Below are 17,581 nucleotides of genomic sequence, written 5' to 3' on the forward strand. Positions count from 1 at the left end.
TCTATGCGGCCGAAGCCGCATAGATAGAATTAAGAGAGAAGATAGATTCTATTTCTTGAAGTTCGCGTCTATACCGCAGAGAACAGCACTCTTGTCGCCAAGGCCCATGCCCTTATGGCAGGCCTGGCAGGTAGAAGCTGACTTACCAACAATCTTCTTGGCATCTACATCATAGAGCTGGAGAGTACCGTCTGTGATGGTCTTGCCGGGAAGCGGCTTGCCATCAACATCACAACCCTCTGTGGAGGTCCTGAGCGTAAGGAGTGCATACTTGCCGTCCAGAGTAGGTATTGCATCATGATTCTGCCCTGCAGTGGACATCTTCTCATCAACCATCTTCAGATTGCTGCCGTCAAGAAGCCAGAACCTGTCAGCTGCTGATTGGAAAATTAACTTGTCATCCTTGCTGAAATACATTCTGAATGTGATGGTCTTTCCTGGCTCGCCTTTATGGGTTGCCTTTGCAAGAACCTTCCATTCACCCTTTTCCATTGCAGGCAGATCAACAAGAATGGAATCAACTGCGCCGTTGGCCTTGCCGTCATCACCCTTCATCGTTATGGATATAAGGAACTTCTTCATATCGTTTGAGTTTGTTCCATGGACAAAGACATAGGAACCTGACTTGTAACCAAGACCGTCAACGAACATTCTCTTCTTGTGCTCCATGGTCTTCTTGTCGAATACATCTACATAGCCTTCATTACCCATGAAAATCGGAAGATAGCTGGCCTTTGACTGGCCTGATGCACAATACAGGGGGGGCTTTTCGCCAGGGGATCTCTTGTCAGGATCCATCGCAACATCCTTGAGAACCTTTCCGGTCTTCAGATCAGTCTTTCCGACGTGCTGCTTCTTGTTGGCATCAAGCACATAAGTCGACCAGAACATGATGTTCGAATCTTCAGAGTCGATTCTTGCATCGTGGGTCGGGTGTGAGGTCTTGTCACCGATTACAACTCTGTCAAGATTAGCCACCTTGATCGGATCGTCTGCATTGTTCGGGTCGATTGTAACATCAGCCTTTGCGAAATGTCCGCCCATGCCTGCTACGTAAACTGTTGCCGAGTATGTCTTCTTCGCTGCTGTCGCAACAGATACCTTGGTATCGACTGTCGTAAAGGCAAGATAGCCGCCCACTACCACTGTAAGAACTAAAGCCACAAGCAATACTTTCTTCATAGTTTCTCCCCGTTATATTTGGTTTATACAGCTGTGCAACTCCAGAGAACATACATCATTTGCACCGTTTGTTCATTGCTCGCTTCCGGGATCACCACCTTTCGCCTAAGCATTTATGAGATGTATAATAATCTCATGCTGTCTTACCTTAGCATCTCATTCATAGAGTTATCAACTTGAATTTCTAACTTTAGAAGACCTATGTCATTGATTTATCATGAAAAACAAACAATTTCACATGATCATGAAGAATTGTGAAAAGTAACGGCAGCTTGCTGCCAGGAAAGTCTTTAATAGGATATGACAGAATCGAAATGGACAAGCTCGCGGGCAATGGCATCCGTGTCCATCACTTCAAAAGAATTGTCAGGGCGGTTGGAGACAATGCGCATGCCAAGGTCATTCAACACCTCGAGGGTTGCGGCAATACCCTGCTCCTTACAGTCCAGTAAGCAGTCCATCAGATAGACATGGACCTCATCATCTTCGAGCGACAGGCCTATTGCCATACGCAGGGCCTCTGCATGCCTGTCTCTGACTACCACACCTATTTTTTTTGCCATATTTGAGATATCAGGGAAGTATTTTACGCTGAAGCGGATTCAGCCCATAGAAAGCCGCTGCTATAAAAAACCGCTGCCATACCGATCTATTGACGGTAAAATAAACGGCGATTGCCCTTCTCTGCCTGGAACTGAACAAAAGCTTTTGCGAATTTACCATTTCGCACAGTACCTCCCGGCCTTGTCGAGATCACTTCAGAGCCTTCAAAATTCTGAAGCAGGTCAATCATCTTGTCAAGCGACTCCTGGTGCAACAGTTCGATGGCATCACGGTCGGGGATAGACGTGACCAGCCTGCGATCAATAAAATCACCAATCTTCTGCTGATTCATAAAGGAAAAGAAGACCATGCCCTTGAAGATTCTTTTATTGGTCTTAAAAGAAAAGAGAAAGCGCTCAAGCGAGTTTTCAAGGAAGAGATCATTGCGCACTTGTGTTTTTCTGTCGATAAGCATTGCCTGGAACCAGTATTTCTTGTCAATAATACTGTCTGCCTTCATCTCAAGGAGCGTATGACCGATATTCTTCTTGTCTGCAGTGTAGGAATTGTGGGCAACCGTATCAGATGCAAGGTGGCAAAGATAACCGTAGACAAACGCCTTCTGCTGCGATGTCTTAGCCGCCTTGAGAAGATCAAATCCAACTTCCCAGCTGTGAGAGCTCTTGCCCTCAGGCAGATATTTCTTGCCGATGATGATATCTGCCATGATGTTTCCGTAAAGAAAATCTTTTCGGTATCTCCTCATAAGCTCAAGAACGCCTGCAGGGATAAGGGCGCTGAGAGAGAAAAGCTCATTCCCGAGATAGATATGCGTCAAAGGCCCCCAGGCATAGCTGAGGCTCGGAACAAGAAGAAAGGATATAATCCAGAAAAGCTTGGATATTTTCATTGCCACCTCTCGATCAGATTCAACATAAGCCGCACCCCGATGCCTGAAGCGCCCTTCGGTATATAGGGCCGGTCCTTTTCTACCCACGCAGTCCCAGCGATATCAATATGAACCCAGGGCGACTGACCTGCAAATTCATGGAGAAAATACGCAGAGGCCATAAGTGAGCCTATCCTGTTGCCAATATTTCTTATATCAGCGATATCACTCTTGAGATAGTCCCTGTACTCGTCAAAGAGCGGAAGCTCCCATACCCGCTCATAGGTTTCCTCACCAGCCTTTCTGAGGGCGTCAAGAAGAGATCTATCATTGCCCATCATTGCCGCAACCTCGCCGCCAAAGGCGATAGCACAGGCGCCGGTAAGGGTGGCGATATCGATGATGGCCCTCGGCTTGAAACGCCTGGCATATTCGATAGCGTCAGCGACTGCCAGCCTGCCCTCAGCGTCAGTGTTTGCAATCTCAATAGTCTTGCCGCTGACAGACCGGACAACATCACCCGGCTTTACCGCGGAACCCCCAGGCAAATTCTCCGTGGCAGGAAGCAGGCCGATGAGATGCACAGGCAGTTTCAGCTCTGCGGCAGCCTTCATTGTGCCCAGAACTGCAGCACCTCCGGCCATATCATATTTCATCTTTTCCATGCCGTCAGAAGGCTTGAGTGACAAACCTCCGCTATCAAACGTAATCGACTTGCCTACGAGGACTATGGGCGGCTTTGCACTTCCCCGGTATTCTGCCACGATGAATTTCGGCAGCTCCTTTGATCCGCGCGATACCGCCAGAAATGCTCCCATGCCGATCTTTTGAATATCCTTTTTTTCAAGGACCCGGACAGAAATAAGCTTCTGCTTAAGGGAACAGGCAGCACCTGCGAGGTCATTCGGCGTCATATCATTGGCCGGAGCATTGACAAGGTCTTTTGCAAAGGCAACAGCAGACGCGATCACCTCTTTTTTCCTGATGCCGAGAGAAAGTTCCTTTGAAGGCTTTGTGATCAGCACAAGTGAAGATATCGTCTTTGCGTGATCCTCATTTTTGTACTTTTTATACGTATAAAGGCCCAGAAGCGCTCCCTCGATAAAATGGACAGGAGACTGCTTCAGTTGATCCAGGACCAGGGTCGAGAGAGCCGTTTTCCTCATCTCCATATCGCGGAGATAGGAAAGTGCCTTACCGCCCGACTGCCTGACCTTCTCCGCAGTCACCGCAGCCTTTTTACCCAGGCCCAGGAAAAGGATTCTTTCCGCTTTACTATCTTCCGGGGCAGGCACAAGCAGGAGTTCATTAAGAGTGCCCTTGAATTCCTTTTTTCGGATTTTCTCGATGAGCCTGCCGACCGAAGGCTTAAGCCCTCGATAGGAACTCGGCCCATCCTCCACAAAAGGAAGTATTAATACATCACAGGCACAGTCTTCTTCCTTTAAGTTCTTTACGGCAATCTGCATGTAGGGATTACTCCGTCCAGTTTTTCAATTAATTACTCTTTTTAGTCTAACCAATCGAGAAGTAATTATCCACAAAACATATCATTAAGTTTTCTTCATTATTACAATTGACAGCCTCAGGACCTTTCGGTAATCATCTATCTATGAAAAACAGTGCAACTCCGTCTCCCTTCTCGAAAAAAGGCATTCAGAAGATCTTCGGCTCGTCCTTTACGGATGCTAATCAGGTGGACCTTGTCTGGAAAGACAGAGAGTCCTTCCAGGGCATATTCGAGGCCGTCAGCGAAGCAAAGGAACTGATATGTCTGCAGTTCTATATATTCCGCAATGACGAAACGGGCAGGGAGCTGGCGGATATCCTTAAGCGTAAAGTAAAAGAAGGGGTGACTGTCTGCCTTATTTACGATCATTTCGGCTCCCTTTGCACACCAGGCTCATTCTGGAAGGAACTGCGGCTTGCCGGCGTTCATATTCGTGCATCCCGGCCTTTTGCCTGGACTACACCGTTTCATTATATACACAGAGATCACCGGAAACTCATCATAATTGACAGTTCCAAAGCCTTTACCGGCGGCCTTAACATTGCCAACGAATATCGTGGCTACCACAGGTTGAGGAAAGGAAGAGGCTGGCGCGACACAGGGATATTTCTGCAGGGTCCGATCGTAAAAAGGCTTCTGGAGGAGTTCATAAAAAGCTGGGAGATATGGAAAGGTGATCCCATTGAACCCCGCCTGGATGTCGTGATGCCCCAACAAGGTGTCCCCGTGCTTCCTATCTTTGCAAGCTCGGCAAAGGGCAGAAGAAAAATGCGCAAGATACTTTATTACAGCATCAATACTGCGCAGAAGAGCATTTATCTAACAACGGCATACTTCACGCCAAGCAGGCGCATGGTTCATATTCTTGAGGCCGCTGTCGTTCGGGGTGTTGACGTGAAACTGTTATTGCCAGGAGTCTCGGACATCTCGGCAGCTCACTTTGCGGCAAGGGCCTTCTTCTCAAGACTCCTGAGGGCAGGCATTGAAATATACACGTATAATGGTGTAATCCTCCATGCAAAGACCTCCGTTTTTGACGAGATCTGGTCCATCATAGGCTCTGCAAACCTCGATTTTCGTTCGTTGCGGCGAAACGATGAGGGGAACGTCGGGATCATGGACAGTGATTTCGGAAAGCAGATGGCCGAAGTATTCTATGCCGATATTGCCCGCTCAGAGAAGATAACCCTTGTACAGTGGAATAAGCGGCCATTCCATGAAAAACTCAGAGAATACTTTTTTGCCTTCTTCAGAAGAAAGCTGTAAACAGTTCAATAAAAGGACACGATATACAGACAAGACGGCGCGCAGGAGTGGGGGCCAGCTCAAAACGTGCTGCCGAATGATAAAATCTTTTGGGACAGGATATTGTGGAATCCAAGAAACAGAATGTTTGCCACAAAATGGAAAATGACAGACGGCAGAATATTGGAAGTCTTCAGATACATAAATCCCATCACCAGCGAAGGGAAGAACGTCAACACTGAATACCAGTCACCATAAACGACCAGTTGCGGCAGGTGCATAATGGCAAATAGGAGGCTGGTTAATATAACCCCTCGCGCGTTATTGCCAAGATTTTGCTGAAAATACCCCCTGAAATAGGCCTCTTCGGGCAGGGAGACACCAAAGAGTTGAAACGCCATGATATGCAATGGCACCGCCGGAAGACGGCCGGCAGAGGGCACCAATAAAAACCAGAAGGGCAGCAGAACTATTGCTGATGTTAAAACGCCAAAGGCAATGTCACGCACTTTCAACTGCATAGTGATGCTGCCGGCCACAAGGAATGGAACAGCAATAAGATAAAGAGGAATCAGATACTTTAGTATGCCAAAAGAAAAGGCATGATATACAAATACCATTAAAAAAAGAATCAGGTATGTATATAATGCCTTTCTCTTATTGGCAATTACGGTGCTTTTCAGCTTGTTACTTCTTTTTCCGCCTCATTAAAATCACGACAACCAGAGGTATCAGCATGACCGCCACATTTCCAGAAGCTGAGGCAGCGTTCTGCCTTGCACCGATTGAACAGCCTCCTCCGCCTCCACCATTGCCGCTGCTCGCCGGGACGAATTCAGGCGCAAGGGTTGTTGTAGATGCTTCATTGGACATAAGCGGTGACTCTCCAATGTTATTAAACGCCCTTACCCGATAGGTATACCTGGTAGAAGGCTGCAGGCCCGAATCAGTAAACGATGCATTGGCTGAGCTGTTCGGTCCTATTGGACCTATTTCAACATAGGGTCCTCCCGCAGTAGACCTTTCGATCCTGTAGCCGTCCTCTCCCGTTGCATTATCCGACCATGAAAGAGATATCGTGGTTGGAGACGTCGATATCGCCGTAAGGGCAGTTGGCGAGAGCAGGGATGAGACAGCCTTATATGCATTGACTCTGCCGCCTGTAAGAATCCATCCCTGAAGAGTCGGCAGCACATCGACATACCTTAACAGCGTTGCGCGTATCTGTGCATGAGTAAAGTTCGTATAGTAACTGTAGAGCAGCCCCGTAATTCCCGACACCTGAGGGGCAGCCATTGATGTGCCTTCACAGAAGTCGTATCCCGGGTAAGGAGACCCTGTACACATGCCAAACGAGGTGCCCTGAGGGATCGTACTCAGGATATATACTCCCGGGGCGGCGACATGAACAGAAGTCGTTCCATAATTACTGAATGTTGCCCTCCTGTCATTCTGATCAGTTGCCGCAACAGAAACGATATTAGGGAGTGCATAACTTGCGGGATATTCAGGGGTATGGTCATTGTTGTCACCCAACCCATCATTGCCACCGTTGCCGGCAGCAGCGATCAAGAGAGCCCCCGAAGAGTTCGCCGCATTTATCGCATCGAACTCGGGAGAAGAAAAATCGCTCCCTCCATAGCTAGCGTTTATTATTCTTACTCCCTTTGATACCGCATATTGAATAGCCGAAATTGAATCAGATACCGTTCCTTCACCATTTGCATCCAGGATCTTCAAGGGCATAATCTTAACTCTCCAGATTACGCCGCTGACGCCAATGCCGTTATCGCCGGCTGCGCCAATAATGCCGGAAACATGCGTGCCGTGACCATTATCGTCCATCGGGTCATTGGTATTGCTGACAAAATTCCATCCCCTCCAATCATCTATCTTTCCGTTGCCGTCATCGTCAATGGAATTATTGGAGTTCTCGGAAGGGTTGGTATAGATATTGCCAACGAGATCGACATGATTATAGTCTATGCCGGTATCCACCACGGCGATAACAGAACCGGTTGTTCTGCTTATGTCCCACGCATCTGCAACCCTCATGTCTGCGCCGGAGGTCCCGCTTGCAAACGAACCGGTATTCCTTAAAGCCCACTGCTGGCCGAAATACAGATCACTCGCGATCGTAGTGGCAGAACGCCTTATGTAGTTCGGCTCGGCATACTCGACATCAGGACGAGACATGTAATTTATAATGGCATCCCTGACAGAAAGGCCCTTGGGAAGTTTTACATGCTCAAGGTTGGGTACAAGCCCATAGGTCTTCAGCACTGATGCACCGATTGACTGATGCGCTCGTACCGAAGATGCTCCAACGATACCCGATTTGAACTTTACAAGCAGTTCGCCTTCCTTAAATCTGCCGGTCTCCATGTTTGTAAGAACCGACTGCACCGAAAGCCTGGGGCTGCTCACCTCTATGGTTGAATTCGTCGAGTTGCTAGCGGTCTTGTCGCTACCGCAGGACGCCAGAAACAGAACCAGAAACATATACAGTAACTTCTTCATAACTGATCTTCCCTCCCGTGCAAGAATTTAATTAAACTGGGTATAATTTAAGCACCGCACTATACTGCAACCGGGCTCAAACAACATGAAATTTCTGAAAAAAGTATAGTTGATATTACCCGGTGAGTCAAGGGAAATTAGTTATCGCGACAGGGGATAATTCCTCCGGCAAATATACGAAGAAGTCTTTGTGTGACCAAGATTTTTTTTACGATAGGAATGCACTCACTTTTTTATTTGTCAGGCTATAGAACTTCTGTTATAGTCATATCAAAAATCAGCATTCCGGAGGGACTATGGTTGCAATCGCTGGATTGGTATTAATGCTGTTTCTGGTCATTGCCGTATTGGTCGTCGTAGCGGTGGTTGTCATCTACAACAGGCTTGTCCGTCTCAGGACTACGGTTAAGTCGTCCTGGTCCGACATTGATGTAAACCTCAAGAAGCGCTATGATCTTGTGCCGAACCTCGTTGAGACCGTGAAGGGTTACGCCGGTCATGAAAAATCAGTTTTTGAGAATGTGGCTCTGGCCCGTTCAGCAGCGATGAAGGCATCTTCGACTGCTGACAAGGCGAAATCGGAAAATATGTTCACCGAGACCCTGAAGAGCCTCTTTGCCGTTGCTGAGGCCTATCCTCAGCTCAGAGCAAATGAAAATTTCATGCAGCTTCAGCAGCAACTGAAAGAGCTTGAGGACAATATCGAATCTGCCCGCCGCTATTATAATGCAGTGGTCCGTGACTATAACATCATGACTGAAACCTTTCCTTCAAACGTCATTGCCGGCCAGTTCAGGTTCGAAAAGTCAGAGTTTTTCGAACTTGAGGAAGCAGGGGTAGAGAGAAAACCGACAAAAGTAAGTTTTTCCTGAGGCATTCTTGAAGAGGCCGGCTGGGTATACCCTATTTTCACTCTGCCTTTTCCTCTGCCTGAACCTCTTCATGCCTGAGGCTTCCTTTGCGCAGGACTTCACGATCAATGATTTCAATGTCTTTATCGCCATAAATCAGGACTCGTCTTTTACCGTCAAAGAGACTCTAACCGTAGAGTTCCATCGGCAGAGACACGGCATATATCGCGACCTCCCCTATCGCTACACCGACAGCACCGGCGCGACATTAATGACACCGACCGATATCCTTTCGGTCACTGACGGCAATGGAGCACCCATATCATACCGCATAATCAGACAGGGGAATATCCTGAGAGTGCGGATCGGTGATGCAAAAACATATGTATCCGGCATACAGAAATACGAGATTTTCTACAGAGTCGAAAACGCCATTCTCTTCTTTGACGATCATGACGAACTCTACTGGAACGTCACCGGAAACGAATGGAACGCAGCCATCATAAAGGCCCGATGCACGGTGTCCCTGGCCGGGGCCAGGACAAAGGAATACTGGGCCTCCTGCTACACGGGCAGGCAGGGTTCCCGCGAATCTGCATGCAGGAATATCCCCGGCGATAACGTTATCGAATTCGTCGCGCAGAGACCACTCCAGACAGGAGAAGGACTCACCGCTGCATACGGATGGGACAAGGGCATTGTTTCCCCGCCCACTTCTTTTAAGAAAATCCTCTGGGTCTTCAATCTGGTACAGAACTGGGTATTCATTCTGCCCGTGTTATCCTTCCTGTTCATGCTTTTTCTCTGGATAGAGACAGGCAGAGATCCCCGCGTAAGGGAAGCAATTATGGTCATGTATAGCCCGCCTGAACATTCCGGGGCTCCGCTCACACCTGCTGAAGTCGGCGCCATGGTCGATGAAAAGCTCGATCCGCGCGATATCACCGCAAGCATTGTCGGACTTGCCGTAAAGGGGTACATCACGATCGAGGAGACAAAAGATGACGGTCTCATCTTTGACCGAACTGACTATTACCTGAAGAAGATGAAGGATGCAGACGGATCTCTCAGCAGTTTTGAGCAGCAGTTAATGCTCGATGTCTTTGGATCAATGCCGGGCAGGATGATCTCGGAACTCAAGAACAGCTTCTACCAGAATATCCCTGCACTGAAAAAAATACTCTATAATGAACTCCTCAGAAAGAAATACTTCCTCACCAACCCCGAGAGTGTCAGGATCACGTACAGCGTCATCGCTGCAGCCCTTGGATTCGGAACGTTTTTTGCACTTCAGACACTGCTGGGCGATACCATTGGAGAGGTCCGGGCTGTATCTGCAGGAGTCCTGACAGGACTGTCAGTGCTTGGCTTCGCCAAATTCATGCCTGCAAAAACCCGGGAAGGATCTGCGGTATACATGCAGATCCTGGGATTTCAGGAGTTCATGAACAGGGCGGAAAAAGATCAGCTCGAAAGGATGAAGGACCAGAACCTCTTTTCGAAGTTCTTCCCCTATGCCCTTGCCCTTGAAGTGTCGGACAACTGGGCAAAGGCGTTTGAGGGCATGTACCAGGAGCCGCCGGACTGGTATGTCTCGCCCGGCGGGGTCAGGACCTTTAGCCCCACAGGGTTTACTCATTCATTCCGTTCGGCCATGTCAGACATGTCATCAGCTATCTACTCCGCACCACGGGGAAGCGGGGCAGGAGGCAGCGGCAGCTTTGGCAGCGGTTCTTCAGGAGGCGGGTTCGGAGGAGGAGGAGGAGGCAGCTGGTGATTTGATTCACTCCGGACTTGCGTATTCATGGGATTTGTCTGCTGAGCACCCCTTTGTGCTCTGATTCACCGGGACCTGCCATGACAGTTGCCTTTCCACTGCCCCACGTCACGCCGGAGACTATCCATTGCTCATCGTTAATTGATAAATCGATCAGGTTGTGAACGTGATGAGGACCTCATCACTTTCTACGGCTTTGCCGATCGTTACCGCCACATTTTCCACGACTCCGTCGCAGGGGGAGGAAACACCACTTTCCATTTTCATGGATTCGATGACCACAAGGTCCTGGCCGCGCCTTCGCCGATAGAATTCAAAAACCGGTGCAACGACTGCGAATTCCGTCCCGTTTACCCTGACACTCCAATCCGTGGATGAGACCTGTCCCTGCAGTTCAACGTCAAAGATGTTCTTATTGCCCTTGACAACATAACGATGCAACTGGGCCGGCTTGTGAGACAGACCGACCTTTGCAGCCATCGGTTTTAACGATTCACGGACCAGATTTTTTCGGTTATGATACACAACGGTAGTGGCAAGCACCATGGCCTCAAGCTGCTCCATTGGCGGGTCGATTTTGGACTCGCCTTCCTCATAAAATTCATCAATAAACCCGGTCGAAAGCTCGCCTTTGATAAAGGCCGGGTGGTTGAGAATAGAATTCGCAAAATTCAGATTGGTGGTCACGCCCTCAACATGATATCGATTCAGGGCATTGATCAGGGTGGTCCTGGCTTCTTCGCGAGTCTCCCCCCAACTGATAACTTTGGAGACCAGTGAGTCGTAATACACGCTTATAAAGCTCCCGGCCTCAACACCGCTGTCAAGTCTGATATTTCTGCCCCTGGGATTTGAATACCTGGTGAGCAGTCCTGTAGACGGCAGGAAATTTCGGCTGGAATCTTCAGCACAGATCCTGGCCTCTATGGACCAGCCTTTTATGGCGACATCCTCCTGAGAGATCGGCAGCGGTTCGCCTGCCGCGACCCTGAGCTGCAGTTCGACCAGGTCAAGGGAGGTAACCATCTCGGTAACAGGATGCTCCACCTGAAGTCTTGTGTTCATTTCCATGAAGAAGAAGTTCCTATGATTATCCATGATAAATTCCACTGTCCCGGCATTCGAATATCCTGCCTCGCGGGCCAGGGCACAAGCCATATCGCCCATACGGGACCTCAGTGCCGCATCAACCGCCAGGGAGGGCGCCTCTTCGATCACCTTCTGGTAGCGCCGCTGGATTGAGCATTCCCGTTCTCCCAAAGAGACGACTTTTCCATGCTGGTCAGCAATGATCTGGATCTCTATATGGCGGGGGTTGATGATAAATCGCTCCAGAAAAATCCTGTTGTCGCCAAATGCCTTGCGGGTCTCCTCCTGTGCCGACTGAAGGGCAGCCTCAAGTTCAGAAGGAGTGGCAACCATGCGCATGCCCCGGCCTCCTCCTCCGGCAGCCGGCTTAAGCAGCACGGGATAGCCTATTTCAGCAGCAAGCGCCTTAATTTCTTCAAGGTCAACAATAGGCAGGTTGTGACCGAGCACCACGGGTACCCCTGCTTTCATCGCGATATTCTTGGCTGAAATCTTATCTCCAAGCGCAGCGATCACCTCTGGTGAAGGCCCGATAAATTTCAAGCCGGCCTTGACCACGGCTGCAGCAAATACTGAATTCTCCGAAAGAAAACCATATCCCGGATGGACAGCCTCGCAACCCTGCTCAACCGCAGCCCGGATAATTTTTTCATGCACAAGATATGAGGAAGGAGACGGAGACGGCCCGATATGAACAGCCTCGTCAGCCTCCCGAACATGGAGTGAACGCGCATCAATATCCGAATACACGGCAACAGTCTTTACATTCAGTTTTCTGCAGGTCCGGATGATACGGATCGCAATCTCACCGCGGTTGGCTATAAGGATTTTTTTAAACATGGTGACCCCTTAACGTTATAGCATTATTCTCTTCAGCTCGCATCGCAACTGTCAGCTCACAAGGGGATATTGCCATGTTTCCTCTGTGGCCGGACTGTCCTCTTGTTTTCCAGAAACTGAAGGCTGCGGATCAGCCGGTGCCTTGTATCACGAGGACTGATGACGTCGTCGATAAACCCTCTTTTGGCTGCCATGAAGGGATTGGCATACGTTATCCGGTATTCTTCTGTTTTCCGGGCGAGCATCTCATCAGGGTCAGCAGCCTCTTCAATCTCCTTGCGGTAAATGATCTGTGCAGCACCTTTGGGGCCAAGGACAGCGATTTCCGCTGCAGGCCAGGCAAAATTCAGGTCGCAGCCAATATGCTTGGAATTCATGACCACGTATGCGCCGCCATATGCTTTCCGAATAATAACCGTTATTCGCGGCACCGTAGCTTCTGAAAAGGCATAGAGCAATTTTGCCCCGTGCCGGATGATACCGCCGTACTCCTGTTCCGGTCCGGGCATGAAGCCCGGTACATCCTCAAGGCAGACAAGCGGGATATTGAAGGCATCGCAGAAACGGACAAATCGGGCGGCTTTTTCCGAGGCCTGCACATCGAGGACACCGGCAAGCACTGCAGGCTGGTTGGCAATGAGGCCGATGGTCTGACCGCCAAGACGGCCGAAACCCACGATGATATTCCTGGCAAAATGGGGATGGATCTCAAGAAATTCGGCTCCGTCTAAAATACTGGTGATGAGAATCTTCATGTCATAGGTCTGGTTCGGGTTGGCCGGGACCAGATAATCAAGGGCCGGGTCAATGCGTTCAGCCGGATCCCTCAGATCGAGAATCGGCGACTGCTGACGATTGTTTGAAGGCAGATAATTGATCAGCCGCCTCACCTCCCGCAGGCAGAGAATATCATTGGGAAACGCGAAATGGGCCACACCGCTTTTTTTGCTGTGCACCATGGCCCCGCCTAATTCTTCTGCGGTAATGTCCTGGTGGGTAACGGTCTTGACCACATTGGGGCCTGTCACAAACATGTATGAAGTATTTTCGACCATGAAGGTAAAATCCGTAATTGCCGGGCTATAGACCGCACCTCCGGCGCAGGGACCCATGATGCACGATATCTGAGGAACCACCCCGCTTGCCTGGACATTGCGGTGGAAAATTTCTCCATACGCTGCCAGCGATTCAACCCCTTCCTGGATACGCGCGCCTCCGGAATCGTTCAGGCCGATGATTGGCGCTCCTACCCGTACTGCATGGTCCATAACTTTACAGATCTTCTGGGCATGGGCCTCGCCAAGCGCCCCTCCCATGATGGTGAAATCCTGGCTGAATATGAAGACCTCGCGGCCGTCAATAGTGCCATGGCCGGTTATTACCCCATCTCCGGGGAACTCACCGATCCCGGCATTCTGCCCCCCTCTTCCGGTCATCAGCAGATCGAATTCTTCAAATGAACCCTCATCAAGGAGCAGGTCGATACGCTCTCGCGCGGTGAGCTTTCCCTTGCGGTGCTGGGCCTCAATCCTTTTAGCCCCTCCGCCTAAAAAGGCCTCCTCTTTCATGGTTTCAAGTTTTCTCAGATTATCCTGGCCTGGCTGCTGCACAATCACACCCCCTCAGAAAAGGTCTTATTCACAGAACTCGGTGAGCACGCAGAACGTGCTCTTCGGATGTAAAAACGCCACCTGTTTGCCGCCGGCACCCTTTATCGGAGTCTCATTGATCAATTTGCATCCATGCTCCCGGGCGATTGCCAACTGGCTGTCAATATCATTGGTCATATACGCAATATGATGGAAGCCTTCTCCCTTTGTTTCGAGAAATCCGGCGATGGGGCTGTCATCGGCGGTGGGTTCCAGCAGCTCGATATGGATATCTCCCACCGTAAAAAAAGCGGTCCTCACCTTTTGCGAGGCCACAACCTCTTCCTTTTCACAGACAAGCCCCAGCACCTCTTCATAGAATTTCCGTGCCAGATCAATAGACCTGACCGCAATCCCAATATGATCAATTTTCTCTATCATGGAAGCAATAACTCCAAAGTGGGTGTGTTTTTTATTATACCTGCGTTCTCAGTCCGGAATCGAATCATCCTCTGTACTCACCGAACACCTCCCGCAGAACGTGGCAGATTTCGCCCAGCGTAGCATATGTTTTGACCGCAGCAAGTATCGCGGGCATCAGGTTCGATGAACCCCGGGCGCATACGGACAGATTCGCAAGCGCTTCCTCAACTTTATTATTATCACGCCTCTGACGCAGTTCCTTGAGGCCCTGTACCTGGGCATTTTCTACTTCAGGATCAACACGCAGCAGCGGGGGTTTTGTTTTTTCATCAATTTTAAAGTCGTTTACCCCGACAATTATGCGCTGCCCTTTTTCGATCTCCTGCTGGTATTCATAGGCGCTGTTTTCGATCTGGCGCTGGATAAAACCATCTTCGATTGCTGCTACAACACCGCCAGCCTTGTCGATCTTTGCAATAAGTTCGGAGGCCTGCGACTCGATGCGGTCGGTAAGTTCCTCAATAAAATAAGACCCGGCCAGAGGATCAACTGAATTGGCAACACCTGATTCATGGGCTATCACCTGCTGTGTGCGAAGGGCCGTGCGTACGGAATCTTCTGTGGGCAGAGACAGTGCCTCATCCCGGGAATTGGTATGCAGCGACTGTGTGCCGCCAAGGACTGCGGACAAAGCCTGGAGCGCAACTCTTACAATGTTATTGTCTATCTGCTGGGCAGTAAGCGTGTACCCTGCCGTCTGTGTATGGAAGCGCAGCATCCGGCTTGCCGGTTTCACGGCCTTGAAACGCTCTTTCATGATCCGTGCCCATAGTCTTCTGGCAGCCCGGAATTTGGAAACCTCTTCCAGAAGATCGGAAGAGGCATTGAAGAAGAACGAAAGCCTTGGCGCAAAATTATCGAGTTCAAGCCCGGCATCCAGTGCGGCCTGCACATAGGTGATGCCGTTGGCCAGGGTGAAGGCCACTTCCTGGACCGCAGTGGATCCGGCCTCACGGATGTGATAACCGGAGATCGAAATAGTATTAAATTCCGGGGTATGTTCTGTGCACCATTTGAAGGTATCGGTGATCAGCCGCAGACTCGGCGTGGGCGGAAAGATATAGGTGCCGCGGGCCACGTATTCCTTGAGGATATCGTTCTGGATCGTTCCTTTGATTTTGCTGATCGCCACCCCCTGCTTTTCAGCAACAGCCGCATACATGGCAAGGAGTATGGCAGCAGGTGCGTTGATGGTCATGGAGGTAGAAACCTTGTCCAAAGGAATCCGGTCAAAAAGGAGTTCCATGTCAGCCAATGAATCAATCGCCACTCCGACTTTCCCCACTTCTCCGGCAGCCATCGGGTCATCAGAGTCGTAGCCGATCTGGGTCGGCAGATCAAAGGCTATGGAAAGACCGGTTGTTCCCTGATCGAGTAAATACCGGTATCTCTTGTTAGATTCCGATGCGGTTGAGAAACCGGCATACTGGCGCATGGTCCAGAACCGTCCCCGGTACATGGTGGGCTGCACTCCCCGGGTATAAGGATAACGTCCGGGAAAGCCGATATCCTCTACATAGTGATCGTCGATCTGATCCGGCACGGCAAGCCGGGGAATTTCTTCGCCGCCGTGATTGGTGAACTTCTCCTTCCTCTCCGGATAACGGTTGAGGTTTTTGACCAGCTCTTTTTCCCAGTCTATCTGTTCAGGATGTTTTTCCATGATAATTATCCTCAATCATTTCTGTGCAAGCAGTTTTGCAGCCTGCAGGCGCGGAGCGCCTTTCCGGTCATGCTCCCATGTTTTGATCTTCTCGATTATCGAAGGCTTAATCATCTCAAGGGCCCAGTCCAATACTTCAAGGTCATACGCCTTTTCCCTGCGTGCCCTGCGTTCACCGCTTTCCCTGTGTGAAGCATCAACGGTTTCGATTGCCGCAAGCAGATCGTCAATCCCCTTCCCTTCCAGGGCAACGGTCATGCAGACCTTTGTACTGCATTTGTCTTTCCTGATGCCCTCACGGGCAATAGATTCCATATCCATGGCAAGTGTCTCCGCACCGGCACAGTCCGCTTTATTGACGATCAGGATGTCAGCCACCTCCAGAAGACCTGCCTTCATGGCCTGAATGTCGTCGCCAAGGCCTGGAGCAAGTACCAGGGTCGTGATGTCTGCAAGCCTGATGATATCCATTTCCGATTGCCCTACTCCTACGGTTTCAATAATAATTACAGAGCACCCGCTGCCTGCAAGTATCCTCACTGCGGCCCCTGCAGCAGCACACAACCCTCCCAGTCTTCCCCTCGTAGCCATGGAACGGACAACCACATCCTTATCAAGGGAATGCCCCATCATCCGTATCCGGTCACCGAGGATGGCACCGCCCGAAATGGGCGAAGAAGGGTCTACTGCAATGACCCCCACTCTCCTGCCCAGGGAACGGTACTTTGATATAATCCGGTCGGTCAGAGTTGATTTCCCTGCACCCGGAGGACCGGTTATACCTAAAACCATTGCCTGATCGACAAGCGAATCATCAAGAGATGAGAGTATTTCATCTGCCAGGGGATCGTTTTCTTCAACAAGGGAAATGGCCCTGGCGATTCCCCTTGGGTCACGGTCTTTTAATCCCCTAAGTATCTGCTCACTCATCATCAGTGAAATTTCTCCGGTATTCTTTTACTCAGGTTCTTCGAGCTTCCTGTTCTTCACAGGCATTGCGAAAAGCAGCAATGATCCGGTCCACTGGGGTCCCAGGGGTGTACACCGCGCTAATCCCGGCATCTTTGAGCAGCCCGATATCTTCATCAGGGATAATACCACCGCCCAGTACCGGAATATCTCCGGCACCGGCATTCTTCAGAGCCTTAACCACTGCAGGGAAAAGGCTCAGATGCGCCCCGGAAAGCAATGACAGGCCCACGGCCGATACATCTTCCTGAACTGCTGCAGCAGCAATTTCTTCTGGCGTTCTCCGGATTCCGGTATAGACCACCTCAAAACCGGCATCGCGAAGGGCACGGGCAAGGAATTTAGCACCCCTGTCATGGCCGTCCAGACCAGGTTTTCCGATCAATACTCGATATATTTTCTTTTGTTCAGACATGTATTACCCCGCATAG

The 17,581-nt window shown here is 50.0% G+C and carries 15 protein-coding genes; 3 read left to right on the forward strand and 12 right to left on the reverse strand.

Going from position 1 to position 17,581, the window contains the following annotated elements:
* Window positions 1–48: 48 nt before the first annotated feature.
* The 4 genes from HZB31_13720 to HZB31_13735 form a co-directional block, all read right to left on the reverse strand.
* Complete coding sequence (locus tag HZB31_13720) at window positions 49–1,182, reverse strand: hypothetical protein (GenBank protein MBI5848978.1); 1,134 nt, start codon at window positions 1,180–1,182, stop codon at window positions 49–51.
* 290 nt (window positions 1,183–1,472) lie between these two features.
* A complete protein-coding gene (locus HZB31_13725; GenBank protein MBI5848979.1) occupies window positions 1,473–1,745 on the reverse strand; it encodes a hypothetical protein in 273 nt (90 codons plus the stop codon).
* A gap of 86 nt (window positions 1,746–1,831) precedes the next feature.
* Window positions 1,832–2,635, reverse strand: coding sequence for a zinc dependent phospholipase C family protein (locus HZB31_13730; GenBank protein MBI5848980.1), 804 nt, complete (start codon window positions 2,633–2,635; stop codon window positions 1,832–1,834).
* Entirely contained in the window at window positions 2,632–4,083 is a 1,452-nt protein-coding gene (locus HZB31_13735) for a leucyl aminopeptidase (GenBank protein ID MBI5848981.1), read from the reverse strand. The genes HZB31_13730 and HZB31_13735 overlap by 4 nt, the downstream gene beginning before the upstream one ends.
* A 143-nt stretch (window positions 4,084–4,226) precedes the next feature.
* Here HZB31_13735 and HZB31_13740 point away from each other — a divergent pair, with 143 nt between their 5' ends.
* Window positions 4,227–5,390 carry a hypothetical protein gene (locus HZB31_13740; protein MBI5848982.1) on the forward strand — a complete coding sequence of 388 codons (1,164 nt, stop codon included), beginning with the start codon at window positions 4,227–4,229 and terminating at the stop codon, window positions 5,388–5,390.
* A 59-nt stretch (window positions 5,391–5,449) separates the two neighbouring features.
* Here HZB31_13740 and HZB31_13745 read toward each other — a convergent pair whose 3' ends face one another.
* Both HZB31_13745 and HZB31_13750 read right to left on the reverse strand, forming a co-directional pair.
* Window positions 5,450–5,908, reverse strand: coding sequence for a CPBP family intramembrane metalloprotease (locus HZB31_13745; GenBank protein ID MBI5848983.1), 459 nt, complete (start codon window positions 5,906–5,908; stop codon window positions 5,450–5,452).
* 148 nt (window positions 5,909–6,056) lie between these two features.
* Window positions 6,057–7,889, reverse strand: coding sequence for a S8 family serine peptidase (locus HZB31_13750; protein MBI5848984.1), 1,833 nt, complete (start codon window positions 7,887–7,889; stop codon window positions 6,057–6,059).
* Between the two features lie 296 nt (window positions 7,890–8,185).
* Here HZB31_13750 and HZB31_13755 point away from each other — a divergent pair, with 296 nt between their 5' ends.
* Together HZB31_13755 and HZB31_13760 are read left to right on the forward strand one after the other, a co-directional pair.
* Window positions 8,186–8,761, forward strand: coding sequence for a LemA family protein (locus tag HZB31_13755; protein ID MBI5848985.1), 576 nt, complete (start codon window positions 8,186–8,188; stop codon window positions 8,759–8,761).
* A 7-nt stretch (window positions 8,762–8,768) separates the two neighbouring features.
* On the forward strand, window positions 8,769–10,517 hold the full coding sequence (locus HZB31_13760) for a DUF2207 domain-containing protein (GenBank protein MBI5848986.1): 1,749 nt from the start codon (window positions 8,769–8,771) through the stop codon (window positions 10,515–10,517).
* 153 nt (window positions 10,518–10,670) lie between these two features.
* Here the strand turns inward: HZB31_13760 and HZB31_13765 are convergent, their stop codons facing one another.
* From HZB31_13765 to HZB31_13790, 6 genes are all read right to left on the reverse strand, one after another.
* The gene (locus tag HZB31_13765) at window positions 10,671–12,446 is read right to left on the reverse strand and encodes an acetyl-CoA carboxylase biotin carboxylase subunit (GenBank protein ID MBI5848987.1); all 1,776 of its coding nucleotides are present in this window, start codon (window positions 12,444–12,446) and stop codon (window positions 10,671–10,673) included.
* A gap of 56 nt (window positions 12,447–12,502) precedes the next feature.
* Window positions 12,503–14,014: an acyl-CoA carboxylase subunit beta gene (locus tag HZB31_13770; protein MBI5848988.1), complete on the reverse strand. Its 1,512-nt coding sequence runs from the start codon at window positions 14,012–14,014 to the stop codon at window positions 12,503–12,505.
* Between the two features lie 66 nt (window positions 14,015–14,080).
* Window positions 14,081–14,476, reverse strand: coding sequence for a methylmalonyl-CoA epimerase (gene mce / locus HZB31_13775; GenBank protein ID MBI5848989.1), 396 nt, complete (start codon window positions 14,474–14,476; stop codon window positions 14,081–14,083).
* A 64-nt stretch (window positions 14,477–14,540) separates the two neighbouring features.
* Window positions 14,541–16,181, reverse strand: a complete 1,641-nt coding sequence (locus HZB31_13780; GenBank protein ID MBI5848990.1) for a methylmalonyl-CoA mutase family protein — start codon at window positions 16,179–16,181, stop codon at window positions 14,541–14,543.
* 15 nt (window positions 16,182–16,196) lie between these two features.
* Window positions 16,197–17,114, reverse strand: a complete 918-nt coding sequence (gene meaB / locus HZB31_13785; GenBank protein ID MBI5848991.1) for a methylmalonyl Co-A mutase-associated GTPase MeaB — start codon at window positions 17,112–17,114, stop codon at window positions 16,197–16,199.
* 28 nt (window positions 17,115–17,142) lie between these two features.
* Window positions 17,143–17,565, reverse strand: coding sequence for a cobalamin B12-binding domain-containing protein (locus tag HZB31_13790; GenBank protein MBI5848992.1), 423 nt, complete (start codon window positions 17,563–17,565; stop codon window positions 17,143–17,145).
* Between the last annotated feature and the right edge of the window lie 16 nt (window positions 17,566–17,581).

It is taken from the genome of Nitrospirota bacterium, assembly GCA_016235245.1.
Taxonomy (GTDB): Bacteria; Nitrospirota; Thermodesulfovibrionia; order Thermodesulfovibrionales; family UBA6898; genus UBA6898.